General features: G+C 62.9%; 24 protein-coding genes and 1 pseudogene. 18 read left to right on the plus strand and 7 right to left on the minus strand.

Features of this window, described 5'->3' with window-relative positions; translation table 11 throughout:
- The 11 genes and pseudogenes from M1B34_RS14120 to hemN form a co-directional block, all read left to right on the plus strand.
- The coding region (locus tag M1B34_RS14120; protein ID WP_268265460.1) for a cbb3-type cytochrome c oxidase subunit I at positions 1-674 on the plus strand (674 nt) is incomplete at its 5' end.
- Entirely contained in the window at positions 674-1,282 is a 609-nt protein-coding gene (gene ccoO, locus M1B34_RS14125) for a cytochrome-c oxidase, cbb3-type subunit II (RefSeq protein WP_011060240.1), read from the plus strand. The genes M1B34_RS14120 and ccoO, both read left to right, overlap by 1 nt.
- A 5-nt stretch (positions 1,283-1,287) precedes the next feature.
- Positions 1,288-1,473: a CcoQ/FixQ family Cbb3-type cytochrome c oxidase assembly chaperone gene (locus M1B34_RS14130; protein ID WP_003175465.1), complete on the plus strand. Its 186-nt coding sequence runs from the start codon at positions 1,288-1,290 to the stop codon at positions 1,471-1,473.
- A complete protein-coding gene (ccoP, locus tag M1B34_RS14135) occupies positions 1,470-2,447 on the plus strand; it encodes a cytochrome-c oxidase, cbb3-type subunit III (RefSeq protein WP_123330629.1) in 978 nt (325 codons plus the stop codon). The genes M1B34_RS14130 and ccoP overlap by 4 nt, the downstream gene beginning before the upstream one ends.
- Positions 2,448-2,762: 315 nt before the next feature.
- Positions 2,763-3,173, plus strand: a complete 411-nt coding sequence (locus tag M1B34_RS14140; protein ID WP_123330627.1) for a type II toxin-antitoxin system VapC family toxin — start codon at positions 2,763-2,765, stop codon at positions 3,171-3,173.
- Between the two features lie 205 nt (positions 3,174-3,378).
- On the plus strand, positions 3,379-4,794 hold the full coding sequence (gene ccoG, locus M1B34_RS14145; RefSeq protein WP_123334317.1) for a cytochrome c oxidase accessory protein CcoG: 1,416 nt from the start codon (positions 3,379-3,381) through the stop codon (positions 4,792-4,794).
- A 12-nt stretch (positions 4,795-4,806) separates the two neighbouring features.
- Complete coding sequence (locus tag M1B34_RS14150) at positions 4,807-5,346, plus strand: FixH family protein (RefSeq protein WP_123330625.1); 540 nt, start codon at positions 4,807-4,809, stop codon at positions 5,344-5,346.
- Positions 5,347-5,432: 86 nt separating this feature from the next.
- Positions 5,433-7,844, plus strand: a complete 2,412-nt coding sequence (locus M1B34_RS14155) for a heavy metal translocating P-type ATPase (RefSeq protein WP_268265461.1) — start codon at positions 5,433-5,435, stop codon at positions 7,842-7,844.
- Between the two features lie 61 nt (positions 7,845-7,905).
- Positions 7,906-8,136, plus strand: a complete 231-nt coding sequence (gene ccoS, locus M1B34_RS14160; RefSeq protein ID WP_123330621.1) for a cbb3-type cytochrome oxidase assembly protein CcoS — start codon at positions 7,906-7,908, stop codon at positions 8,134-8,136.
- Positions 8,129-8,812, plus strand: a complete 684-nt coding sequence (locus M1B34_RS14165) for a sulfite exporter TauE/SafE family protein (RefSeq protein WP_123330619.1) — start codon at positions 8,129-8,131, stop codon at positions 8,810-8,812. The genes ccoS and M1B34_RS14165 overlap by 8 nt, the downstream gene beginning before the upstream one ends.
- 138 nt (positions 8,813-8,950) lie before the next feature.
- Positions 8,951-10,332 (plus strand): annotated as a pseudogene (gene hemN, locus M1B34_RS14170) (oxygen-independent coproporphyrinogen III oxidase).
- Here the strand turns inward: hemN and M1B34_RS14175 are convergent.
- Complete coding sequence (locus M1B34_RS14175) at positions 10,329-10,808, minus strand: hypothetical protein (RefSeq protein WP_268265462.1); 480 nt, start codon at positions 10,806-10,808, stop codon at positions 10,329-10,331. The pseudogene hemN and the gene M1B34_RS14175 overlap by 4 nt on opposite strands.
- A 153-nt stretch (positions 10,809-10,961) precedes the next feature.
- On the opposite strand from M1B34_RS14175, the gene fnr reads away from it, so the two are divergent.
- Together fnr and M1B34_RS14185 are read left to right on the plus strand one after the other, a co-directional pair.
- On the plus strand, positions 10,962-11,696 hold the full coding sequence (gene fnr, locus M1B34_RS14180) for a fumarate/nitrate reduction transcriptional regulator Fnr (RefSeq protein ID WP_123330613.1): 735 nt from the start codon (positions 10,962-10,964) through the stop codon (positions 11,694-11,696).
- Positions 11,697-11,778: 82 nt separating this feature from the next.
- A complete protein-coding gene (locus tag M1B34_RS14185; protein ID WP_123330611.1) occupies positions 11,779-12,327 on the plus strand; it encodes an adenine phosphoribosyltransferase in 549 nt (182 codons plus the stop codon).
- Between the two features lie 58 nt (positions 12,328-12,385).
- On the opposite strand, the gene M1B34_RS14190 is transcribed toward M1B34_RS14185, so the two are convergent.
- From M1B34_RS14190 to dnaX, 5 genes are all read right to left on the minus strand, one after another.
- Positions 12,386-13,534 (minus strand): acyl-CoA dehydrogenase family protein, encoded by a 1,149-nt coding sequence (locus M1B34_RS14190; protein ID WP_268265463.1) that lies wholly within the window; start codon positions 13,532-13,534, stop codon positions 12,386-12,388.
- A 107-nt stretch (positions 13,535-13,641) separates the two neighbouring features.
- Positions 13,642-14,244, minus strand: coding sequence for a recombination mediator RecR (gene recR, locus M1B34_RS14195; protein ID WP_268263096.1), 603 nt, complete (start codon positions 14,242-14,244; stop codon positions 13,642-13,644).
- A 65-nt stretch (positions 14,245-14,309) separates the two neighbouring features.
- A complete protein-coding gene (locus M1B34_RS14200) occupies positions 14,310-15,344 on the minus strand; it encodes an NADP-dependent oxidoreductase (protein WP_268265464.1) in 1,035 nt (344 codons plus the stop codon).
- Between the two features lie 158 nt (positions 15,345-15,502).
- Positions 15,503-15,841, minus strand: coding sequence for a YbaB/EbfC family nucleoid-associated protein (locus M1B34_RS14205; RefSeq protein ID WP_009047931.1), 339 nt, complete (start codon positions 15,839-15,841; stop codon positions 15,503-15,505).
- Positions 15,842-15,907: 66 nt separating this feature from the next.
- Positions 15,908-18,019 (minus strand): DNA polymerase III subunit gamma/tau, encoded by a 2,112-nt coding sequence (dnaX, locus tag M1B34_RS14210; protein WP_268265465.1) that lies wholly within the window; start codon positions 18,017-18,019, stop codon positions 15,908-15,910.
- A gap of 138 nt (positions 18,020-18,157) precedes the next feature.
- On the opposite strand from dnaX, the gene M1B34_RS14215 reads away from it, so the two are divergent.
- The 3 genes from M1B34_RS14215 to M1B34_RS14225 all read left to right on the plus strand — a co-directional run bounded on the left by M1B34_RS14215 (position 18,158) and on the right by M1B34_RS14225 (position 20,481).
- Positions 18,158-18,916 carry a substrate-binding periplasmic protein gene (locus tag M1B34_RS14215; RefSeq protein WP_268265466.1) on the plus strand — a complete coding sequence of 253 codons (759 nt, stop codon included), beginning with the start codon at positions 18,158-18,160 and terminating at the stop codon, positions 18,914-18,916.
- Between the two features lie 99 nt (positions 18,917-19,015).
- The gene (locus M1B34_RS14220) at positions 19,016-19,387 is read left to right on the plus strand and encodes a VOC family protein (protein WP_268265467.1); all 372 of its coding nucleotides are present in this window, start codon (positions 19,016-19,018) and stop codon (positions 19,385-19,387) included.
- 200 nt (positions 19,388-19,587) lie between these two features.
- Complete coding sequence (locus M1B34_RS14225; RefSeq protein WP_268265468.1) at positions 19,588-20,481, plus strand: DUF2167 domain-containing protein; 894 nt, start codon at positions 19,588-19,590, stop codon at positions 20,479-20,481.
- 62 nt (positions 20,482-20,543) lie between these two features.
- Here the strand turns inward: M1B34_RS14225 and M1B34_RS14230 are convergent, their stop codons facing one another.
- Complete coding sequence (locus M1B34_RS14230) at positions 20,544-21,506, minus strand: DMT family transporter (protein ID WP_268265469.1); 963 nt, start codon at positions 21,504-21,506, stop codon at positions 20,544-20,546.
- A 102-nt stretch (positions 21,507-21,608) separates the two neighbouring features.
- Between M1B34_RS14230 and M1B34_RS14235 the strand changes: the two genes are divergently transcribed.
- Positions 21,609-22,475, plus strand: coding sequence for a LysR family transcriptional regulator (locus tag M1B34_RS14235; RefSeq protein WP_268265470.1), 867 nt, complete (start codon positions 21,609-21,611; stop codon positions 22,473-22,475).
- Positions 22,476-22,602: 127 nt separating this feature from the next.
- A complete protein-coding gene (locus M1B34_RS14240) occupies positions 22,603-23,154 on the plus strand; it encodes a kinase inhibitor (protein WP_268265471.1) in 552 nt (183 codons plus the stop codon).
- Positions 23,155-23,156 lie beyond the last annotated feature (2 nt).

Consider the following 23,156-nt stretch of genomic DNA (forward strand, 5'->3'; position numbering starts at 1 on the left):
CGCACCACCTGCACTACACCGCATTGCCGGATTGGGCACAGTCCCTGGGCATGGCCATGTCAATCATCCTGCTGGCGCCAAGCTGGGGCGGCATGATCAACGGCATGATGACCCTGTCGGGCGCCTGGCATAAATTGCGCACCGACCCGATCTTGCGCTTCCTGGTGGTGTCCTTGGCGTTCTACGGCATGTCGACCTTTGAAGGTCCGATGATGGCGATCAAGACCGTCAACTCCCTGTCCCACTACACCGACTGGACCATCGGCCACGTACACGCCGGCGCCCTGGGCTGGGTCGCGATGATCTCCATCGGCGCCCTGTACCACATGATCCCGAAACTCTTCGGGCGTGCGCAGATGCACAGCATCGGCCTGATCAACACCCACTTCTGGCTCGCGACCATCGGTACCGTGCTCTACATCGCTTCGATGTGGGTCAACGGCATCACCCAAGGCCTGATGTGGCGTGCAATCAACGACGACGGCACCCTCACCTATTCCTTCGTCGAAGCGCTGCAAGCCAGCCACCCGGGCTTTATCGTTCGTGCCCTGGGCGGTGCGTTCTTTGCCTCCGGCATGCTGTTCATGGCCTACAACGTGTTCCGCACCGTTCGCGCCTCGAACCCGGCTGAAGCCGAAGCCGCCGCTCAGATCGCTGTAGTTGGAGCTCACTGATGAAGCACGAAGTAGTCGAGAAGAATATCGGCCTGCTGGCCTTCTTCATGGTCATCGCCGTCAGCATCGGCGGCCTGACACAAATCGTCCCGCTGTTCTTCCAGGACGTCACCAACAAGCCGGTGGAAGGCATGAAGCCGCGCACCGCACTGGAACTGGAAGGCCGCGACGTCTACATCGCCAACGGCTGTGTCGGCTGCCACTCGCAGATGATCCGTCCGTTCCGTGCTGAAACCGAACGTTATGGCCACTACTCGGTGGCCGGTGAAAGCGTCTGGGATCACCCGTTCCTCTGGGGTTCCAAACGTACCGGTCCGGACCTGGCCCGCGTAGGCGGTCGTTACTCCGATGATTGGCAGCGTGCGCACTTGTACAACCCGCGCAACGTGGTGCCCGAGTCGAAAATGCCGGCTTACCCGTTCCTCGTGGAAAACAAGCTCGACGGCAAAGACACCGCGAAGAAAATGGAAGTCTTGCGCACGCTCGGCGTCCCTTACACCGACGAAGACATCGCCGGCGCCAAGGATGCTGTGAAGGGCAAAACCGAAATGGACGCGCTGGTGGCCTATCTGCAAGGCCTGGGCACCATCATCAAAAGCAAACGGTGATCTAGATGGATATCGGGATGATTCGAGGCCTGGGCACCGTTGTAGTGATGGTGGCCTTCATCGGCCTGGCGCTGTGGGTGTTCAGCCCCAAACGCAAGTCCGAGTTTGAAGACGCGACCTTGTTGCCCTTCGCGGATGATCCCGAAGCCATCAAGCACGTCGAGCAAGCTTCTAGGAGTAACAAAGAATGACTACGTTCTGGAGTCTGTACGTCACAGTCCTCAGTCTGGGTACCATCTTCGCCCTGACCTGGCTGCTGCTGTCGACCCGCAAGGGCCAGCGCGCCGAGCAGACCGACGAGACGGTTGGCCACTCGTTCGACGGGATCGAGGAGTACGACAACCCGCTGCCGAAATGGTGGTTCATGCTGTTTGTCGGCACCATCATCTTCGCCCTGGGTTACCTGGTGCTGTACCCGGGCCTGGGTAACTGGAAAGGCCTGTTGCCGGGCTACGCCTACCTGGATAACGACAAGAAAACCGAGTTCGCCAACGGCCAGTCAGGCTGGACCGGTGTGCACGAGTGGGAAAAGGAAATGGCCAAGTCGGACGCCAAGTTTGGGCCGATTTTCGCCAAATTCGCATCGATGCCCATTGAAGAAGTGGCCAAGGACCCGCAAGCCCTGAAAATGGGCGGTCGCCTGTTCGCCTCCAACTGCTCGGTGTGCCACGGTTCCGACGCCAAGGGGGCCTATGGCTTCCCGAACCTGACCGACGCCGACTGGCGCTGGGGTGGTGAGCCGGAAACCATCAAGACCACCATCATGGGCGGTCGCCATGCAGTTATGCCGGCCTGGCTGGACGTGATCAAAGAGCAAGGCGTCAGCGATGTCGCAGCGTTTGTCCTGACCAACCTCGACGGCCGCAAACTGCCTGAAGGCGTAAAAGCCGACCCAGCCAACGGCCAGAAGCTGTTCGCCGCTAACTGCGCCGTGTGCCACGGGCCGGAAGGTAAAGGCACCCCAGCAATGGGCGCCCCAAACCTGACTCACCCGGGCGCCTTTATCTACGGTTCGAGCTTCGCGCAACTGCAGCAGACCATCCGTTACGGCCGCCAGGGCCAGATGCCTGCCCAGGAACAACTGCAAGGCAACGACAAGGTTCACCTGCTGGCGGCTTACGTCTATAGCCTGTCCCACGGTGACAAGGCGGAAGAAGCCAAGTAAGGCACACGCCTGAACGCAACACCGAACGGCCCCGCCAATCAGCATTGGCGGGGCGTTTTTTTACCTGGTACAACTAACCTTATGTCGCCCTGCCCCGCTGGATAATTGTTTGATCAGAGGCGCGACAGTAACGTTTCTACATTGACCCAGCAGGCAGGCCCCGACCATCACCACACTTTCCAGTCGCGTGTTCAACCAGGACACAAGCGGCCTCAATGTCAGCATCGTCGAGATGTTGAGCATGCCGGAGGTGGCAGACATCGAATTCAGCACGGAGCGCGCAGCGATTTCTCCTCGCGAAACGGACCTGACCTGATGTTCCTGCTCGACACCAACTTGATCTCCGAACTGCGCAAGCCCAACGCCAATCATGGGGTCAAGGTCTGGGCCCATGGCATAACGCCGAACCGGCTGTTTCTCTCGGCCATCACCTTGCTGGAACTGGAAACCGGAATACTGCGGGTGGAGCGCCGCGACCCGGATCAAGGTGCGTTGCTACGCTCTTGGCTGGAACGCCGAGTGCTGCTAGCTGTCACGGGGCGCATTCTGCCCATCGACAATGAAGTGGCGTTGCGCTGCGCTCAATTGCACATAGCGGACCGCAGCAACGAGTGCGGTGCATTAATTGCTGCGACCGCTCTGGTCCACGGGCTGACCGTGGTTACGCGCAACGTGGCAGACTTCGAACATTGCGGCGTACGCCTGCTCAATCCGTGGCAGGATTGAAGCGTGGGGCGCTGAAAACCGTCCATACTGCACATGTCAATTGATTCAAGTCATTACACTATCAATTGATTTCCCCCAACGCGACCAAAGGTCGCACCCGTGCGCCAGAGGGACAGGCGTATCATTGCGCCACTGCAAGACCTCTTTTTGACCGCGATCGGCACGTACTGATCGGGGCATTTTTCCACTGCCGTGGGATGCAATGATGAGCAATCAGATTCCTGTACACGACGTTACACCGCCTGCCAAAAACACGACTCAAAGCGTCGACCTCTACGCCTCCCGGGAAAAAATCTACACACGCGCCTTCACCGGTCTCTTCCGCAACCTGCGGATGATGGGTGGCGCCGGTCTGTTCCTCCTGTACTTCGGCACCGTCTGGCTCAACTGGGGTGGCCACCAGGCCGTCTGGTGGAACCTGCCGGAGCGAAAATTCTTCATCTTCGGCGCCACCTTCTGGCCCCAGGACTTCATCCTGCTCTCCGGGCTGCTGATCATCGCCGCCTTCGGCCTATTCTTCATCACGGTTTACGCTGGCCGCGTGTGGTGCGGCTACACCTGCCCGCAAAGCGTCTGGACGTGGATTTTCATGTGGTGCGAAAAGGTCACTGAAGGCGACCGCAACCAACGCATCAAACTCGACAAAGCGCCCATGAGCGCTAACAAGTTCCTGCGCAAACTGGGCAAACATAGCCTGTGGCTGCTGATCGGCTTTGTCACCGGCATGACCTTTGTCGGCTACTTCTCACCCATTCGTGAACTGGTCATCGAGTTCTTCACCGGCCAGGCCGATGGCTGGTCGTACTTCTGGGTGGGCTTCTTCACCCTCGCCACCTACGGCAACGCCGGCTGGCTGCGCGAGCAAGTGTGCATCTACATGTGCCCCTATGCGCGCTTCCAGAGCGTGATGTTCGACAAAGACACCCTGATCGTTTCCTACGACCCACGCCGCGGCGAGACCCGTGGCCCCCGCAAGAAAGGCGCCGACTACAAGGCGCAGGGCCTGGGTGACTGCATCGACTGCACCATGTGCGTCCAGGTCTGCCCTACGGGTATCGACATTCGGGACGGCCTGCAAATCGAGTGCATTGGCTGCGCCGCCTGCATCGACGCCTGCGACAGCATCATGGACAAGATGGAGTACCCCCGCGGCCTCATCAGCTACACCACCGAGCACAACCTCTCCGGGCAGAAAACCCATAAACTGCGTCCGCGCCTGATCGGCTATGCCTTGGTGCTGCTGGCCATGATCAGCCTGCTGGTGACGGCGTTCTTCATGCGCTCGCTGGTGGGTTTCGACGTCAGCAAGGACCGGGTCCTGTACCGCGAGAACGCCGAAGGCCGGATCGAGAACGTCTACAGCCTGAAGATCATGAACAAGGACCAGCGCGACCACACCTATGTGCTGGACGCCTCGGGCCTGCCGGACCTCAAGCTGCAAGGCAAGCGCGAGATCCACGTGGCCGCCGGCGATATCGTCAGCATGCCGGTGGAGCTCTCCAGCGCCCCTGAGCAACTGCCCTCGAGCGCCAACGAAGTGAAGTTCATCCTCAAGGACGCCGACGATGACAGCGTCCACGTTGAAGCCAAAAGCCGCTTCATCGGCCCACAAGTTCGTTAAAGAGAAGTGATCATGCCCACAGCCACCGCCACAAGCCCCTGGTACAAGCACCTCTGGCCCTGGATCATCATCGGTATCCTCGCCTGCTCGGTGACCTTGACCCTGTCCATGGTGACCATCGCCGTGAACAACCCGGACAACCTGGTCAACGACAACTATTACGAAGCCGGAAAAGGCATCAACCGCTCCCTCGACCGTGAACTGCTGGCCCAGACCCTGCAGATGCGCGCCAGCGTGCACCTGGACGAAGTGACCGGCGAAGTCGAGTTGCGCTTGAGTGGCAACAGCCAGCCCAAGACCCTGGAGCTGAATCTGATTTCCCCAACCCAGCCCGAGAAAGATCGCAAGATCAGCCTGACCCGCAGTGAAACCGAGCAAGGCCGCTACATTGGCCAACTGACCGACCGGATCGAAGGCCGGCGCTTTGTCGAATTGCTGGGAGTGGAAGGTGAAAAAACCTGGCGCATGTTCGAAGAAGAGCAGGTCAGCCACGACAAGGACCTGCTGCTGGGCGACGAGCCGCTGCAAGGCGCGGAAGACCTGAAGAAGTAAGCGCCTGACCATCGCCGGCAAGCCGCCCCTCTGTGCAGGGGTCGGCTTGTCGGCGATGACGCCCTTCCAGACGATATAGAATCCCGATGACCGAGCCCCTGCCCTGTTACCACTGCGCCCTGCCGGTCCCTGCCGGCAGCCGGTTCACCGCCGTCGTTCTTGGCGCCAACCGTGAATTCTGCTGCCCAGGCTGCCAGGCCGTGGCCGAGGCGATCGTCGCCGGCGGCCTGGAGAGCTACTACAGCCATCGCAGTGAAGCTTCCGCCAACCCCCAAGCCCTGCCGGTGCAACTGGTGGACGAGCTGGCGCTCTATGACCGCCCCGACGTGCAGCAGCCCTTTGTGCGTCATGACGGTGAACTGGCAGAAACCACCCTGTTGATGGAAGGCATCAGTTGCGCCGCCTGTGGCTGGCTAATCGAAAAACACCTGCGCAGCCTGCCAGCCGTGGCCGAGGCGCGGCTGAATCTGTCCAACCACCGCCTGCACGTGCGCTGGGCCGACAGTGACCTGCCCTTGAGCCAGGTGCTCAGCGAGCTGCGCCAGATCGGTTACGCCGCCCACCCCTACCAAGCCGACCGCGCCAGCGAACAACTGGCCAGCGAAAACCGCCTGGCGCTGCGCCAACTGGGCGTAGCGGGCCTGCTGTGGTTCCAGGCGATGATGGCAACCATGGCCACATGGCCAGAATTCAATATCGACCTGAGCCCGGAGCTGCACACCATCCTGCGCTGGGTCGCGCTGTTCCTCACCACCCCCATCGTCTTCTATAGCTGTGCGCCGTTCTTCAAGGGCGCCATGCGCGACCTGCGAACCCGCCACCTGACCATGGACGTGTCGGTGTCCCTGGCCATCGGCGCGGCTTACTTGGCCGGAATCTGGAGTGCCATCACCGGCGTCGGCGAGCTGTATTTCGATGCCGTAGGCATGTTCGCCCTATTCCTGCTGGCCGGCCGTTACCTGGAGCGCCGGGCCCGGGAGCGCACTGCCGCGGCCACCGCGCAACTGGTCAACCTGCTGCCGGCTTCATGCCTGCGCTTGAGCGACGACGGCCAGAGCGAACGCATCCTGCTCAGTGAGCTGCGCCTGGGGGATCGGGTGTTGGTGCACCCCGGCGCCATCCTGCCGGCGGACGGCAAGATCCTCGACGGCCAGTCGAGCATTGACGAATCCCTGCTCACCGGCGAATACCTGCCACAACCGCGCAACCAGGGCGATGCGGTCACCGCCGGCACGCTGAACGTCGAAGGCGCGCTGACCGTGGAAGTCCTGGCCCTGGGCCAGGACACTCGCCTCTCGGCCATCGTGCGCCTGCTGGATCGCGCCCAGGCGGAAAAACCCCGGCTGGCGGAAATCGCCGATCGCGCCGCCCAGTGGTTTCTCCTGCTGTCGCTGATTGCTGCGGCCGCCATCGGCCTGTTGTGGTGGGAGCTGGATCCGTCCCGAGCCTTCTGGATTGTCCTGGCGATGCTGGTCGCCACCTGCCCTTGCGCGCTGTCCCTGGCAACGCCGACCGCCTTGACCGCGGCCACCGGCACCTTGCACAAACTCGGCCTGCTGCTGACCCGCGGCCATGTGCTGGAAGGCTTGAACCAGATCGACACGGTGATTTTCGACAAGACCGGGACCCTCACCGAGGGGCGCCTGGCCTTGCGCGCCATCCGCCCGTTGCGCGACCTGGACAGCGACCAGTGCCTGGGCCTGGCTGCGGCCCTGGAAAATCGTTCCGAACACCCAATTGCCCGTGCTTTCGGTCGAGCGCCGCAGGCTGCCGAAGACGTCACCAGCGCGCCCGGGCTTGGCCTCGAAGGCCAGGTCGGCGAGCAACGCCTGCGGATCGGCCAACCGGCGTTTGTCTGTGAGCTCAGCGGCTGCGCGGTCCCGCCGATGCCTGAAGAAGCCGGCCAATGGCTGCTGCTCGGTGACGCTCAAGGCGCCCTGGCCTGGCTGGTCCTCGACGACCGCCTGCGGGCCGACGCCCCGGCCCTGCTGGCGGCCTGCAAGGCCCGAGGCTGGCAGACCCTGCTGCTGTCCGGCGACAGCTCGCCGATGGTCGCCAGTGTTGCGGCAGAGCTTGGGATTGACCAGGCCCGTGGCGGCCTGCGCCCCGATGACAAGTTGCAGGTACTGCAAGACCTGCATCGGCAAGGGCGCAAGGTGCTGATGCTCGGCGACGGGGTCAACGACGTACCCGTGCTGGCGGCGGCGGACATCAGCGTGGCCATGGGATCGGCCACTGACCTGGCGAAAACCAGCGCGGACGCGGTGCTCTTGTCCAACCGCCTGGACGCCTTGGTACAGGCCTTCGGTCTGGCGCGACGCACCCGTCGAGTGATCATCGAGAACCTGCTGTGGGCAGGCCTGTACAATGGCCTCATGTTGCCGTTCGCCGCCCTCGGCTGGATCACCCCCATCTGGGCGGCAATCGGTATGTCCGTCAGCTCCTTGACCGTGGTACTCAATGCGTTGCGCCTGACCCGCATGCCTCGCGTGCCGTAGCCTGCCACCTTGTCAGAAACCCGCCCGTTGCCGGCCTGAGCCGCACGCGCCTGGAGTCCAGATGCCCGCCCTCTACGTGATGATTCCCGCCGCCCTGCTGATCGTGGCCATCGCCGTGTACATCTTCTTCTGGGCGGTGGACAGCGGCCAGTACGACGACCTCGACGGCCCGGCCCACAGCATTCTGTTTGACGACCAAGATCCCAACCACACCGCTGCCGTGGACCAGGCCAACAACCCGTCCAAAGCAGAACGCCCAACCGACAACGACCAGGCGCCGCCCCGTGCTTGAGCTGGCGCCGCTGCTGGTGTCAGCCCTGATCCTCGGCCTGCTGGGGGGTGGGCATTGCCTGGGCATGTGCGGTGGCCTGATGGGCGCCCTGACCCTGGCCATTCCCAAGGAGCAACGCAGCCGGCGGTTTCGCCTGCTGCTGGCTTACAACCTGGGGCGTATCCTCAGTTACGCCAGCGCCGGCCTGTTGATCGGCCTGGCCGGCTGGGCGGTGGCCAGCAGCCCCGCGGCGTTGTTCTTGCGCTACCTGGCCGGGCTGCTGTTGATCACCATGGGCTTGTACCTGGCGGGCTGGTGGAGCGGCCTGACCCGGATTGAAAGCCTTGGACGCGGCCTGTGGCGGCACATTCAACCCGTGGCCAACCGGCTGCTGCCAGTCTCCAGCCTGCCCCGCGCCCTGCTGCTCGGTGCCCTGTGGGGCTGGCTGCCTTGCGGGCTGGTCTACAGCACCCTGCTGTGGGCCGCCAGCCAGGGCAATGCCATCGATAGCGCCCTGCTGATGCTGGCGTTCGGCCTAGGTACCTGGCCGGTGCTGCTGGCCACGGGCCTGGCCGCCGAACGAGTCACGGCCCTGCTGCGCAAACGCAGTGTGCGCATGGCCGGCGGCCTGCTAGTGATGTTGTTCGGCCTCTGGACCTTGCCTGGGCCCCACCAGCACTGGTTGATGGGGCATTAAACTCAGCGCCAGCCGCCCGATGCATCAGGGCCCAACGGGCTTTCCAGCCTCTGAACACCCTTGATACAAATCAAGATGGCCTCCCCATGAAGCTCATAGACTCGCGAACACTGCCAGCCTATCCGGGGGAATTCCCGCATGCTCGACGCCATTCGTTGGGACTCAGATCTGATCCGCCGTTATGACCTGGCGGGACCACGCTACACCTCCTATCCGACCGCCGTTCAATTCAACAGCCAGGTCGGCAGCTTCGACCTGCTGCACGCCTGCGCGACAGCCGCAAAGTCTTGCGCCCACTGTCGCTGTATGTCCACGTGCCGTTTTGCGCGAACATTTGCTACTACTGCGCCTGCAATAAAGTCATCACCAAGGACCGCGGCCGCGCCCAGCCCTATCTGCAGCGCCTGGAGCAGGAGATCCAACTGATCGCCTGCCACCTGGACCCGTCACAGAAGGTGGAGCAACTGCACTTTGGCGGCGGCACCCCGACCTTTCTCAGCCACGACGAACTGCGTCAGTTGATGACACACCTGCGCAAGCACTTCAACCTGCTGGACGACGACTCGGGCGACTACGGCATCGAGATCGACCCACGAGAGGCCGACTGGTCGACCATGGGCCTGCTGCGGGAACTGGGCTTCAACCGTGTGAGTATCGGCCTGCAGGACCTCGACCCAGCCGTGCAGCGGGCAGTCAATCGCCTGCAGAGCCTGGAGGAAACCCGCGCAGTGATCGAGGCCGCACGGACCTTGCAGTTTCGCTCGATCAACATCGACCTGATCTACGGCCTGCCAAAACAGACGCCCGACAACTTTGCGCGCACCGTGGAAGAAGTCATCAGCCTGCAACCGGACCGACTCTCGGTGTTCAACTATGCCCACCTGCCGGAGCGCTTCATGCCCCAGCGGCGGATCAACAGCAACGATTTGCCAGCCGCTGCCGACAAACTGCAGATGCTGCAACGCACCATCGAACAACTGACTGCTGCCGGCTATCGCTACATCGGCATGGACCATTTCGCCCTGCCGGACGACGAGCTGGCCATCGCTCAGGAAGAGTCGACCCTGCAACGCAACTTCCAGGGCTACACCACCCACGGCCATTGCGACCTGATCGGGCTTGGGGTGTCGGCCATCAGCCAGATTGGCGATCTGTACTGCCAGAACAGCAGCGACCTGACTCAATACCAGAACGCCCTGGCCGGCGCGCAACTGGCCACCAGCCGGGGCCTGGTGTGCAACACCGATGACCGCCTGCGCCGCGAGGTGATTCAGCAACTGATCTGCAACTTCAGTCTGCGCTTCGAGGACATCGAGCGGGCCTTCAACATCGACTTTCGCGGGTACTTCAATGAGCTATGGCCGCAGTTGCAAGCCATGGCCAGCGACGGCCTGATCGAACTGGGCCCTCAGCAGATCCAGGTCCTGCCGGCCGGGCGCTTGTTGGTGCGCTCGGTGTGCATGGTGTTCGATGCCTACTTGGGGCAGCAGAACCGCCAGCGGTTTTCCCGGGTGATCTAGGACTTCATCGCCAGGGATGCCGCTTTCATCAGCAGTTCAGGGCTCAGCCCGGCCTCTTTCAAGGCTTTGGCCAGCGCCATGTTGGCGGTCATCAAACCAGCGTTGAGACCGGCCATTGCCGATTGCAGGGCGGCCACCTTGGCCTGGGACTCTTCGGGCGACAGGCGCCGATTGGCCATCACGGCTTGCAGCTCGGCGAGTTTTTCGGCGATTTGCTGCTTCAGTTTGCGAATCATTTTGAGAATGTTCTGAATATTCTCGGGCAGACCGCTCTCTTCGATATCGCGGTCATCGGCACTGGACGCCGCTGCCCGCTGCAGGCCTACACCGGACAGCGACACTTTGACGCTCTGCGCCGACTGGGCATGCTCAGCCAGGGGCGATAGCTCCAAGGGTGAACTGGCCGAGTCCGCCAAGGCGTCGCCGGTCGCCTGCAAGTGACTGTTGCCATTGGTAATACCGCCAATTGGGGGCATAAAGGAGGCACTCGATGTTGTTTCAGATACCGGGTTATCGACCCCAAAAGGTATTGCTTTACGACTAAGCGCCAATACGCCATGGACTGGCCGGAACCTCCTCCCGTGAGTTACCCTTACGGCTTATGTGTGTTTTCCCACAAGGATTCTAGAATGTCCGAGCCAGTTAAACTGCGCGCTCACAACCAGGCCCATTGCAAGGATTGCAGCCTGGCCCCCCTCTGCCTGCCACTTTCTTTGAATCTGGAAGACATGGATGCGCTGGACGACATCGTCAAACGTGGCCGCCCGCTCAAGAAAGGCGAGTTCCTTTTCCGCCAAGGCGATAAATTCGATTCCGTGTATGCCGTTCGTTCCGGAGCACTGAAAACCTTCAGCCTGAGCGACAGCGGCGAAGAGCAAATCACCGGCTTCCACCTTCCCAGCGAACTGGTGGGCCTGTCCGGCGTCGACACCGAAAGCCACCCGGTGTCGGCCCAGGCACTGGAAACCACCTCTGTCTGTGAAATCCCCTTTGAACGCCTCGATGAACTGGCCCTGCAGTTGCCTCAACTGCGCCGGCAACTGATGCGTGTAATGAGCCGCGAAATTCGCGACGATCAACAAATGATGCTGCTGCTGTCAAAAAAGACCGCCGACGAACGCATTGCCACCTTCCTGGTCAACCTGTCGGCGCGTTTCCGGGCCCGTGGGTTCTCGGCCAACCAGTTCCGCCTGAGCATGTCGCGCAACGAAATCGGCAACTACCTGGGCCTGGCGGTCGAGACCGTGTCCCGTGTGTTCACGCGCTTCCAGCAGAACGAGTTGCTGGCGGCCGAGGGCAAGGAAGTGCACATCCTCGACCCGATCCAGCTCTGCGCCCTGGCTGGCGGCTCCCTGGAAGGCTGACCCTGGCGGTTTGCGGCTGAGCCAAGTGGCCCAGCCGCGGTTATACTGGCGCGGCTCATTTGCCCGCCAGGACACTCCGAAAATGGCCTTCGACCCCTTCGATATCAAATCCCTGATCCGCCCCGTCATCGACTTTCCCAAGCCGGGCGTGATCTTCCGCGACATCACCCCGCTGTTCCAATCGCCCAAGGCCTTGCGCCTGGTGGCCGACAGTTTCGCCCAGCGTTATGTCGAAGAAGACTTCAGCCACATCGGCGCCATGGACGCCCGTGGCTTCCTGATCGGTTCGATCATTGCCTACCAGTTGAACAAACCGCTGATCCTGTTCCGCAAGCAAGGCAAGCTGCCGGCCGATGTGCTCGCCGAGGGCTATCAGACCGAGTACGGCGAAGCCTATCTCGAAGTCCATGCCGACAGCCTGTGCGAAGGCGACTCGGTGTTGATGTTCGATGACCTGATCGCCACCGGTGGCACCCTGATCGCTGCCGCCAACCTGGTGCGACGCATGGGGGCGAAAATCTTCGAAGCCGCGGCCATCATCGACCTGCCGGAACTGGGCGGCTCGCAAAAGCTGGAAGACATGGGCATCCCGACCTTTTGCCTGACCCAGTTTTCCCTGACCGAACGCTAAACGCCCTACCCCACTCGCAGGCAGCCCGCTTCAGCCGAAGACGGGCGAACCTGCGCAGTCAGAGCCCCATCTGCTTGCTGATGATTTCATTCATCACTTCACGGGTCCCACCTCCGATGGAGAGGATCCGGTTGTCGCGGTACAGGCGCTCCACCAGGCTGTCACGCATGTAACCCATGCCCCCGAGGATCTGCACGGCGTCATGGGTGATGCGATCGGCGGTATCGGTGGCAACGTTCTTGGCCATGGAAATTTCCTTGATCACGCTCTTGCCCGCCGCCATCTTCGCCGCCTGGCGATAGGTGAATTCCCGCGATACCTCCAGCGCCGTGGCCATTTCCGCCAAGCGATGCTTGAGCACCTGGAATTTGCCAATGGGCTTGCCGAAGGCTTCGCGCTGCCGTGCCCACTTCAGGCTTTCTTCCAGTGCCAGTTGCGCGGTCATGTTGGCCATCAGCGCCAAGGCCAAACGCTCGCTCTGGAAGTTGCCCATGATGCAGGCGAAGCCCATGTTTTCCGCCCCAATCAAGTTGCCCACCGGCACCCGGCAGTTATCAAAGAACAGCTCGGCGGTGTCCGACGCCCACCAGCCCATCTTCTTCAGGGGCTGACCGACGGTGAATCCCGGGGTGCCCTTCTCGATCAACAGCAGGCTGATGCCGCCGAAACCCGGCTCGCCAGTGCGCACCGCGACGGTGTAGAAATCCGCGCGCACGCCACTGGTGATAAAAGTCTTGCTGCCGCTGACACGGTAAACGTCGCCCTCGCGCACAGCGCGGGTTTGCAGGTTGGCCACATCCGAACCACCGCTGGGCTCAGTGACCGCCAAGGCGCTGATGCAGGCCCCGGAGAGCACCTGGGGCACCACACGCTCACGCACCTCGGGGCGGGCCCATTTGACGATCGGCGGGAGGCCGATATCCAAAGACCCCAAGCCTGCCACCAAACCACCGGAGCCACTGCGCATCAGCTCTTCGCTGGCGGCAATCTTGGCGAACAGGTCGCCTTCATGGCTGCCCCCCAGCGATTCGGGATAGCCGATACCGAGAATTCCGGCGGCACCGGCCTTGAGGTACAGCTCCCGAGGGAAGCTCGCCGCCTCTTCCCATTGATCGATCTCGGGAAGAATTTCACGCTCGACGAAACGGCGAACGCTGTCGCGGACCAACTGATGGCTAGGGTCGAAGTATTCCTGGCAGGCAGACATCGGCAAGCTCCTCTGAAGGGTCGAGGGAACTTACCAAGCGCTTGCTTGGTTATCAAGATACTCTGCGTTGTTCGCGTTTGCCGGCCAGCCGGCGCCTACCAACCGCGTTACAGGGCGATGGGTTTACGCCCGGCAAAGGAATGCGCGAGGGTCCCGCCATCCACCAGCTCCAGCTCGCCACCCAAAGGCACGCCATGGGCGATGCGCGAGGCCACCAGGCCTTTGTGGTGGAGCAATTGGGCGATGTAATGGGCCGTTGCTTCACCTTCGACGGTGGGGTTGGTGGCCAGGATCACTTCGGTGAAGCTGCCTTGCTCCTCGATCCGCGCCAGCAATTGCGGAATGCCAATCGCCTCCGGCCCCAGGCCGTCGAGCGGCGACAGGTGGCCCTTAAGCACGAAGTAACGACCGCGATAACCGGTCTGCTCCACGGCATACACATCCATCGGCCCCTCCACCACGCACAGCAGGGTGTCATCGCGACGGGTGTCGGCACATTGCGGGCACAGGTCGTCTTCCGTCAGGGTGCGGCACAACCGGCAGTGCCCGACCCCTTCCATGGCCTGGCTCAAGGCTTGCGCCAGTCGGGAGCCGCCGCTGCGGTCACGCTCCAGCAGTTGCAGGGCCATGCGCTGGGCGGTTTTCTGACCCACGCCCGGCAAGGTGCGCAAGGCGTCGATCAGTTGGCGAATCAGGGGGCTGAAGCTCATGGGCAAAGGTCCGACTAAACAACGAGACGCGGTTTATACCCGCGCCTCTGACCAGCGTCAAATGCTCAGGCTTCGGCGACCCGCACCACCAACTTGCCGAAGTTGCGTCCTTCCAGCAGACCGATAAAGGCCTCCGGCGCTTGCTCGAGCCCCTCCACCACGTCTTCCTTGAACTTGATCTTGCCGTCCCGTACCCAGGGCGCCATGGCGCTGATGAATTCGGGCTGGCGATCACCGTAATCGTCGAACACGATAAACCCTTGGATGCGCACACGCTTGGTCAGCAACGCACGCTGCAGCAGGGGCAAGTGGTCCGGCCCGGCGGGCACATCCTGGGCGTTGTACTGGGCGATCAGGCCGCACAGAGGAATCCGCGCCTTGGCATTGAGCAGCGGTAGCACTGCGTCGAAGACCTTGCCGCCGACGTTTTCAAAGTAGATGTCCACGCCTTTGGGGCAGGCCTGGGCCAACTCATCGCTGAAGTCCGGGCTCTTGTGATCGATGCACGCATCGAACCCCAACTCCTCAACCACGTAGCGGCACTTGTCCGCCCCTCCTGCAACGCCCACCACACGCAGCCCCTTGAGCTTGGCCACCTGCCCGACCACCGAGCCAACGGCGCCCGAGGCTGCCGCGACCACCAGGGTTTCCCCGGCTTTGGGCTGGCCGATGTCCATCAGACCCATGTAAGCGGTCATGCCGGGCATGCCCAGCACCCCCAGGGCCATGGACGGGCTGGGCAGCCCGGAGGGCACGGGTACCAGGTTGCGGCCGTCAGAGATGCTGTGGCTTTGCCAGCCGGTGGCACCCACCACCAGATCGCCTTCCTGGAATTTCGGGTTGAGGGAACGCTCGACCCGGCTCACGGCGCCGCCGGTCATGACCTCATTGAGTTCGACCGGGGCCGCGTAGGACGGCGCGTCACTCATGCGTCCACGCATGTAAGGGTCCAGGGACAGGTACAGGGTCTTGAGCAAGACCTGGCCGTCTGCCAGGTCCGGCAGCGCCTCGCGTTCCAGGCGAAAGTTCTCCGGGACCGGCGCGCCCTGGGGGCGGGACACCAGGACGATACGCTGGTTGAGGGTCAATGCTTGGGGCATCGGGGAGGCTCCTTTGTGGATGAAGAAATCAGCTGCTACAGGGTGCAGACCATGATTGGCTGAGGGCGTTCGATGTTTTCAGCCACCGCGGCCGCAAACAAAAATGCCAGGCTCAAGGCCTGGCATTTCATGTCATCCATCCAATACGCCTGGGCGAATCAGAAGGGCAGCTTCATGCCCGGTGGCAGTTGCATGCCCGCGGTCATGCCGGACATCTTGTCCTGGCTGTTGGCTTCGATCTTGCGCACCGCGTCGTTGACGGCGGCGGCAAACAGGTCTTCCAGCACTTCACGGTCGTCTTCGCTGACGCCTTCGAGCAGGCTTGGATCGATGCTCACGCGCTTGATGTCGTGACGACCGGTCATGACCACGGTGACCATGTCGCCGCCGGCCTTGCCGGTGACTTCAGCGTTGGCCAGTTCTTCCTGCATCTTGGCCATTTTTTCCTGCATCTGCTGCGCCTGCTTCATCAGGCCGGCCATGCCACCTTTCATCATGGGAATCACCTCAAGTACTTGGATAAAAACAGCGCCCGGCGATTACAGCCCGGCGCCCTTCAGTTATTAGCCCTGACTGGCCAGGGCCTCGACAGGTTCAATAGTATCGTGACGCACCACCGCGCCGAACTCCTGCACCATCTGCTGGATGAACGGATCGCCGTGGATCGACTCCTCGGCTTCGCGCTGGCGATTGGCCCGGCGACGCGACGCCGCCTGGGCCGGGGTTTCCTGCTCGGGCTTGATCAGCTCGATGCTCAGGGTCAGGGTCCGCTGCAGGTGCTGGTTCAGGGCATCGTTGAGGCGGCGCTGCTGTGTGGCGTTGAACAGGGCGCTGTGGGCCGGGTCCAGGTGCAGCAACCAGCTGTCGCCGTCCACGGCCATCAGGGTGCAGTTGGCGGCGATGCTGCCGGTCATGCCGGAAATCGGCAACTTCGGGAACAGCTCCAGCCACTCCAGGGCCAGGCCGGTTGCAGGCTGCGCAGCAGGCAAGGGTTCAGGCTCGGGCTCCGGATCCGCCGCATGCTCGCTGGCCAGTTCGTCCAGGTAGCTGTAGGCCGAGTCCATGTCGGGCTCGATGTAGTCCTCGTCCAGAGGCGGCTCGTCGTCCAGGTCGATGCCCGGGGTGGCGGCATCGACGTCGGCAACGCTCGGCTCAGGCACCGGCGCATTGACCCACTCCGGCGCGTCCGGCACCACGCTGTCCGGGGTCGGCGTCGGCATCGGCGTCAACTCGGGCTGCTCAGCGGTGGTCTCCAGCACTGGCTCGACCGCCGGCTGCTGCTCAACCACTGGCTCGACCGGGTCGTTCCAAGGCAGGTCGACCACGGCTTCGACCACCGGGGCCGGCTCGACCCGCTCTGGCTCGACCGGAAGCTCAGGGGCCACCGCAACCTGCGGCCGAGGCTCGGGCACAGGTGCGGGTACCGGCTCAGCGGCAACAGGAGCCACAGGAACAGCAGGCGCGGCAACCGGCGCTGCGGCCGCCACTACTGGCGCAGCGGACGCTGCCCCCGCCACGGCTTGGGCGGAATCAACTGTGGCTTGGCTGATCCCCACTGGCTTTAGCGGCTGCCTCGGCGCGTCCGTGGCATCTGCCGGGCGGAACGCCAGCATGCGCAACAGGACCATCTCGAAACCGCCACGGGGGTCGGGTGCCAACGGCAAGTCGCGACGCCCGATCAAACCCATCTGGTAATAGAACTGCACATCCTCGGCCGGCAACGCCTGGGCCAGGGCCAATACCCGATCACGATCGCCATGACCGTTATCCACGCCTTCAGGCAGCGCCTGGGCAATGGCCACCCGGTGCAGCACATTGAGAATTTCTGAAAGCACGCCATTCCAGTCCGGCCCCTGCTCCGCCAGGTGGCGCACGGCCTCCAGCAGGGCTTTGGCGTCGCCGTTGATCAGCGCGTGCAACACATCGAAGACCTGACCGTGGTCCAGGGTCCCGAGCATGGCCCGTACATCGGCCGCCATGACCTTGCCCTCACCGAAGGCAATCGCCTGGTCGGTGAGGCTCATGGCGTCGCGCATCGAACCGTCTGCTGCGCGCCCCAGCAACCACAGGGCGTCGTCTTCGAACGGCACGTTCTCCACCCCCAGCACGTGGGTCAAATGCTCGACCACGCGCTCGGGCGTCATGTTCTTCAGGGAAAATTGCAGGCAACGCGACAGAATGGTCGCCGGCAGCTTTTGCGGGTCGGTGGTCGCCAGGATGAATTTAACGTAGGGCGGCGGCTCTTCCAGGGTCTTCAACAGGGCGTTGAACGAGTGGCTGGACAGCATGTGCACTTCGTCGATCAGGTAGACCTTGAAGCGCCCGCGGCTGGGGGCGTACTGCACGTTGTCCAGCAGCTCGCGGGTGTCCTCGACCTTGGTCCGGCTCGCGGCGTCGATCTCGATCAGGTCGACAAAGCGCCCTTCATCGATCTCGCGACACACCGAGCACGTGCCACAAGGGGTGGACGTAATACCTGTTTCACAGTTCAGGCATTTGGCAATGATCCGCGCAATGGTGGTCTTGCCCACCCCGCGGGTGCCGGTAAACAGATAGGCGTGGTGCAGCCGCTGGCTGTCCAAGGCATTGATCAGAGCCTTGAGCACATGGGTCTGGCCGACCATTTCGCGGAACGAGCGCGGACGCCATTTACGTGCAAGAACCTGATAACTCATCGAAAACCGTCGCAACTGGGAAGCGGAAGCCGGTAATGCTAGCGGAGCAAGGGGCAAATTGCATCCGGCGCGCTCGTCTAATCTGACTAAGCTGCACTTTGCACGGCAAGGATCGGTGCTTTTAACCACGGAGCGTGTATGCGTTTGACTTGGGGGGCTCTTTTACTGATCAGTGCCTGGACCTCGGCCGACGAAATGCCCCTGCGTTTCGTGATCTCGGACAGCTGGGCCATGCCGGTGGTGCAGATCGAGCAGGGCCAACCGACCCGGGGCATCCTGCACGACATGATGATCAGCCTAGCTCGCCAAGTCGGCATGTCGGCGCAGTTCCACGTCCTGGCCCGCGCCCGGGTGCAAAACGCCATGGAGCAGGGTGAGGTCGATGTGCGCTGCTATGCCGCGCAGTCCTGGCTGCCGAACCAGTCCGGCGACTACATCTGGAGCATTCCGCTGTTCATGCAGCGCAACCTGCTGGTCAGCCAAGGCCTACACCCGCAAAAGGTAAGCCTCGCCGAACTGGAACGACAGCGTATCGGCACCGTGCTCAGCTACACCTACACCACCCTGCAGCCGTTGTTCGACCGCGACCAATTGATCCGCGACGACGCGCGCAACGAGGAGCAGGTGCTGCAAAAACTCGAGATAGGCCGCTACGCCTATGCGGTCAGCAGCCTCTGGACCCTGGAGTGGTACAACCGCGGGCGCGCCCCTGACAAACAACTGCGCGGCGTGGCCCTGCTTCAGGAACAGGCGGTGGGCTGCTATGTGCGCAATGACCCGGCGCTGCCCGTGCAACGCCTGTTGCGCACGCTGCTGCGAATGAAAATGTCCGGGGAAATCGACGACATCGTCCAGCGCTACACCGGCCATCGCGAGCCTCCCCATTTCGCCCCTTGAGCCCGGGCCGCTGATGACTTGCGACTCCTGACAGGAACTGACAGGTCCGCCCCTTAAGCTGCCGACCTACCCACCAGCCACCTGGAACAGGCAGCCACCATGCTCAACCTCACTCACCTCTTGCTCTACGTCGACAGCCCGGCCACCAGCGCCCACTTCTATAGCCGCCTGCTGGATCGGCCGCCGGTGGACTTGTCGCCGACCTTTGCCCTGTTCATCCTCGACTCCGGGCTCAAGCTTGGGTTGTGGTCACGCCATACCGTGCAACCTGCCGCCCAGGCCGCCGGGGGCGGGGGCGAACTGGCGTTGGCATTGGACAGCCGCGAAGCGGTCGACACCCTGTATCAGCAATGGAAAGCCCTGGGCATGACCATCACCCAGCCACCCAACACCCAGGACTTCGGCTACAGCCTGGTCGCCCTCGACCCCGACGGCCATCGCTTGCGTGCCATGTTCCTCACCCTCGACTGAAGCGCCTGCACAGGCCCATGGAGAACGCAGTGTTGCCCCGGACAACACTGCGCTGGCCCCTCCCCCAACGACCGCGCACAGGGCCAAAAAGGCCCTGCACCACACCCTCCTGCATGCAATAAATGGAAACACATCATTGAGCCCCGGCGACGTCATCGTTATCCTTCCCGTCGACTTGTCACAAAATGTAAGGGAATACGATGAAATACCTACGCCTTCTTATGGTGATGGCGGCCCTGTTCTGCGCGCCGTTTTTTGCCCACGCTGCCAAGCCAGCCGAGAGCGACACCACCGAGACCCAGACTGAAGAACAGTTTTTGGCCTCACTCTCCCCCCGCCACGGCAGCGTCAAACTGCCCGGCGATATTGCCAGCCTCGAGCTGAGCAAAGAGTTCTACTACCTCGCCCCCAAAGACACAGAACGCCTGCTGACCGAAGGCTGGGGCAACCCGCCGGGCTTCACCACCCTGGGCATGATCGTGCCCAGCGGCGTCAGCCCACTGTCGGCAGAAGGCTGGGGCGTGATCATCAGCTACAAGAATGACGGCCATATTTCGGACGACGACGCCGCCAAGATCGACTACAACGACCTGCTCAAGCAGATGCAGGAAGAGGACGAGGAAGACAACAAACAGCGTCAGGAACAGGGCTACGGCGCCATCCACCTGCTGGGCTGGGCCGAACAGCCGAGCTATGACGCGCAGTCCCACAAGATGTACTGGGCCCGCGAACTCAAGGCCGAAGGCGCCGAGAACAACACCTTGAACTACAGCATCCGCGTGCTGGGTCGCGAGGGCGTGCTGGAGCTCAACGCCGTGGCGTCCATGGACGACCTGGCCACCATCAAGCGGGAAATTCCCAAGGTCCTGGCCTTCACCAACTTCACCGACGGCAACCGCTACGCCGACTACAACCCCAGCACCGACAAGCTCGCCTCCTACGGCCTGGCGGCCCTCGTAGCCGGCGGCATCGCCAGTAAGGCGGGGTTGTTTGCCAAGCTGGGTGTCCTGCTGCTGGCCGGCAAGAAGTTCATCATCATCGGCGTGGTCGCCATCGCCGCCTTCGTCGGCCGGCTGTTCAAGAAAAAGAGCTGAACCGCCCCGCCGCAACGACAACGCCCCGCCTATGCGGGGCGTTGTTCATTCAGGCCCTGGTGCTAACGCCCCTCCAACACCTCGGCCTCGCGAATGGCCCCCGGCAAGGTGCTCGAGACACCTGCCGCCCGCGGCCGCCCGAACCGGCTCCGCCGCCAGCGCCCCTCCAACTGCAGCGCCATCACACTGCCCAGCACCACCGCCGCCCCCAGCAGCACGCTGGATGACACCCGCTCTCCGAGCACCGTCGACGCCAGCGCCATCGCCATGGGCGGAATCAGGTACATGGCAATCGATGCCCGGCTGACCTCGACCCGCGCCAACACATAGGCCCAGGCGAGGTACGCCAGCGCACTGGGAAACACCCCCAGCAACAGCACCGCCAGGTTCACCCGCCAGGACGCCTGGGCCACCGCCTGGGTCAAGCCCGGCGCATACACGCTCAACAACAGCGTGCCGGACCAGACCATGTAGCAGACCGTGGTCAGCAGCCCATAGCGCCCGGAAAAACGCCGCTGCAAGACGAAGTACAGCCCCCAGGAAAACGCCGCCACCAACACCAGCAAGCCACGGGGTTCAATCGAGCCCAGGCCCTGATCCCCGGCGACCACCACCACGGCGCCCAACAGCCCAACCCCCACGCATACCCAGCGCCATACGCTGACTGACTCCCTGAGCCAGAAAAAAGCAATCACCGTGCTGAAGATCGGCGCCGACTGGGCCAACACGCTGGAGGCCCCGGCACTCAAGCCCTGCTGGCCGTAGTTGAGGCTGACGTGGTGCAAGGCAATGGCAAAGAACCCCAGCACCAGCAGCCAAGGCAGGTCGCGCCAAGCGGGCAGCGAGATGTCCGACAGCAGTGCAATGCCGCCCATCAACAGCGAGGCAATCAGAAAGCGCAGCAGCGCCAGGTGCCCGGGGCTGTAGCCCTCAAGGCCGATATGGATGCCCACCGGCGAATAGGCCCAACACAGGATCACCGCAGCGGTGGCCAGCAACAGCTTGAACAGGGGCGAGATCTTCACGACACAGGTATCCACAGGGCAGGAGAAGAACTGCAGTGTCCCGCCCTCCACAGCTCACCACAATTAACGGATACTGCGGCCATTGATCACGAGAAATGAGCAATGGAACTGACCCAACTGAAAATGGTGAAAGCCGTTGCCCGCACCGGCAGCATCGCCCGCGCGGCAGAACACCTGCATTGCGTCCCCTCCAACATCACCAACCGCCTCAAGCAGTTGGAAAGCGAACTGGGCACCCCGCTGTTCACCCGGGTGGGCCGTGGGCTGAAAATCAGCCCCACCGGGGAAATCTTCCTCGGCTACAGCGAACGCATCCTGGCCCTGGTGGATGAAGCCAAACGCGCCGTCGACAGCCAGGCCAAACCCAGTGGTCCGCTGCGCCTGGGCTCCATCGAATCCTGCGCGGGGGGGCGCCTGCCGCCCTTGTTGGCCGAATTTCACCGGCGCTACCCGCAGGTAACTGTGGAACTGGTCACCGGCACCTGGTCGCAACTCTTTGAAGAACTGCAACACCAGCGCATCGATGGCGCCCTGGTCGCCATCGACAGCTTGCCGGCGAAGCTGCAACAGACGGTGCTGTACCGCGAGCCGCTGGTGCTGATCTCCAGCGCCAACGCTGCGCCGATCCGCACCCCCAGCGACCTGCAAGGGCAACACCTATTCATGTGGCCGGCGGGCTGCCCCTATCGCCGCGCCCTGGAGCAGTGGCTGGGCAAGCACGACCTGAACCTGCCGATCACCGGCTATGCCAGTTGGGGCACCATCATCGGCTGCGTCAGCGCGGGGGCCGGGGTTTCGCTGATCCCCGAAGGCGTGCTGGAGCGCTACTCGCAATCGGCGACCCTGACCGTGCAACGTTTCAACGACTTACTGCCGGTGGATAACCGTTTTGTCTGGCATCGCGACGTGCAAGGGCACCGCGCCCGGGATGCCTTTGCCCAGTTATTGCGGGAAAAGCTCGGGGCCTGATCCAGCCCCCGCCTGCCATCAGAAGCAACTGAGCGTTTCGGCACAATGGTCGAGCGTGCCGGCACAACGCAGGGTTTGCCCTCTCCATACACTCGCCTTTCCTCCTACCCCGCAAGACGAGTTCCTTATGAAAAACCGCCTTTTGCTCAGCGCGCTTCCCATGGTTTTGAGCCTCAGCGCTCATGCGGCCGACTTCACCCTGAGCAGCCGCGACATCCGCGATGGCCAGCCCTTGAGCAGCCGTGAAGTGTTCCAGGGGTTCGGCTGCGACGGCGCCAACACCTCCCCGCAACTGTCGTGGAGCAACCCGCCGCCCGGCACCCAAAGCTTCGCGATCACCGCCTACGACCCTGACGCCCCCACCGGCAGCGGCTGGTGGCACTGGACTGTGGTCAACCTGCCCGCCAGCACCTCGCAACTGCCCAGCGGTGCCGGCAATCTGCGCGGCGAACACCTGCCGGCCGGAGCCGTGCAAGGGCGCACCGATTACGGCCAGCCGGGCTTTGGCGGCGCCTGCCCGCCCGTGGGCGATAAGCCCCACCGCTATCAGTTCACCGTCTGGGCCTTGAAGGTCGATAAACTGCCCCTCGACGCCAACGCCAGCGGCGCGCTGGTGGGCTACATGCTCAACGCCAACGCACTGGCCAAGGCCACCCTCACCGCCACTTACGGACGCTAACC

Source organism: Pseudomonas morbosilactucae, from assembly GCF_023241715.1.
GTDB classification, from domain to species: Bacteria; Pseudomonadota; Gammaproteobacteria; order Pseudomonadales; family Pseudomonadaceae; genus Aquipseudomonas; species Aquipseudomonas morbosilactucae.

Excerpts from the sequence above, each read along its gene's own strand:
- M1B34_RS14225 (WP_268265468.1), top strand. The coding sequence starts at position 19,588 with ATGAAATACCTACGCCTTCTTATGGTGATGGCGGCCCTGTTCTGCGCG.
- M1B34_RS14130 (WP_003175465.1), top strand. The coding sequence starts at position 1,288 with ATGGATATCGGGATGATTCGAGGCCTGGGCACCGTTGTAGTGATGGTG.
- M1B34_RS14235 (WP_268265470.1), top strand. The coding sequence starts at position 21,609 with ATGGAACTGACCCAACTGAAAATGGTGAAAGCCGTTGCCCGCACCGGC.
- M1B34_RS14205 (WP_009047931.1), bottom strand. The coding sequence starts at position 15,841 with ATGATGAAAGGTGGCATGGCCGGCCTGATGAAGCAGGCGCAGCAGATG.
- M1B34_RS14150 (WP_123330625.1), top strand. The coding sequence starts at position 4,807 with ATGCCCACAGCCACCGCCACAAGCCCCTGGTACAAGCACCTCTGGCCC.
- M1B34_RS14155 (WP_268265461.1), top strand. The coding sequence starts at position 5,433 with ATGACCGAGCCCCTGCCCTGTTACCACTGCGCCCTGCCGGTCCCTGCC.
- M1B34_RS14200 (WP_268265464.1), bottom strand. The coding sequence starts at position 15,344 with ATGCCCCAAGCATTGACCCTCAACCAGCGTATCGTCCTGGTGTCCCGC.
- M1B34_RS14190 (WP_268265463.1), bottom strand. The coding sequence starts at position 13,534 with ATGTCTGCCTGCCAGGAATACTTCGACCCTAGCCATCAGTTGGTCCGC.
- ccoG (WP_123334317.1), top strand. The coding sequence starts at position 3,379 with ATGAGCAATCAGATTCCTGTACACGACGTTACACCGCCTGCCAAAAAC.
- M1B34_RS14175 (WP_268265462.1), bottom strand. The coding sequence starts at position 10,808 with ATGCCCCCAATTGGCGGTATTACCAATGGCAACAGTCACTTGCAGGCG.
- recR (WP_268263096.1), bottom strand. The coding sequence starts at position 14,244 with ATGAGCTTCAGCCCCCTGATTCGCCAACTGATCGACGCCTTGCGCACC.
- M1B34_RS14240 (WP_268265471.1), top strand. The coding sequence starts at position 22,603 with ATGAAAAACCGCCTTTTGCTCAGCGCGCTTCCCATGGTTTTGAGCCTC.
- ccoS (WP_123330621.1), top strand. The coding sequence starts at position 7,906 with ATGCCCGCCCTCTACGTGATGATTCCCGCCGCCCTGCTGATCGTGGCC.
- M1B34_RS14215 (WP_268265466.1), top strand. The coding sequence starts at position 18,158 with ATGCGTTTGACTTGGGGGGCTCTTTTACTGATCAGTGCCTGGACCTCG.
- ccoP (WP_123330629.1), top strand. The coding sequence starts at position 1,470 with ATGACTACGTTCTGGAGTCTGTACGTCACAGTCCTCAGTCTGGGTACC.
- M1B34_RS14185 (WP_123330611.1), top strand. The coding sequence starts at position 11,779 with ATGGCCTTCGACCCCTTCGATATCAAATCCCTGATCCGCCCCGTCATC.
- dnaX (WP_268265465.1), bottom strand. The coding sequence starts at position 18,019 with ATGAGTTATCAGGTTCTTGCACGTAAATGGCGTCCGCGCTCGTTCCGC.
- fnr (WP_123330613.1), top strand. The coding sequence starts at position 10,962 with ATGTCCGAGCCAGTTAAACTGCGCGCTCACAACCAGGCCCATTGCAAG.
- ccoO (WP_011060240.1), top strand. The coding sequence starts at position 674 with ATGAAGCACGAAGTAGTCGAGAAGAATATCGGCCTGCTGGCCTTCTTC.
- M1B34_RS14220 (WP_268265467.1), top strand. The coding sequence starts at position 19,016 with ATGCTCAACCTCACTCACCTCTTGCTCTACGTCGACAGCCCGGCCACC.
- M1B34_RS14140 (WP_123330627.1), top strand. The coding sequence starts at position 2,763 with ATGTTCCTGCTCGACACCAACTTGATCTCCGAACTGCGCAAGCCCAAC.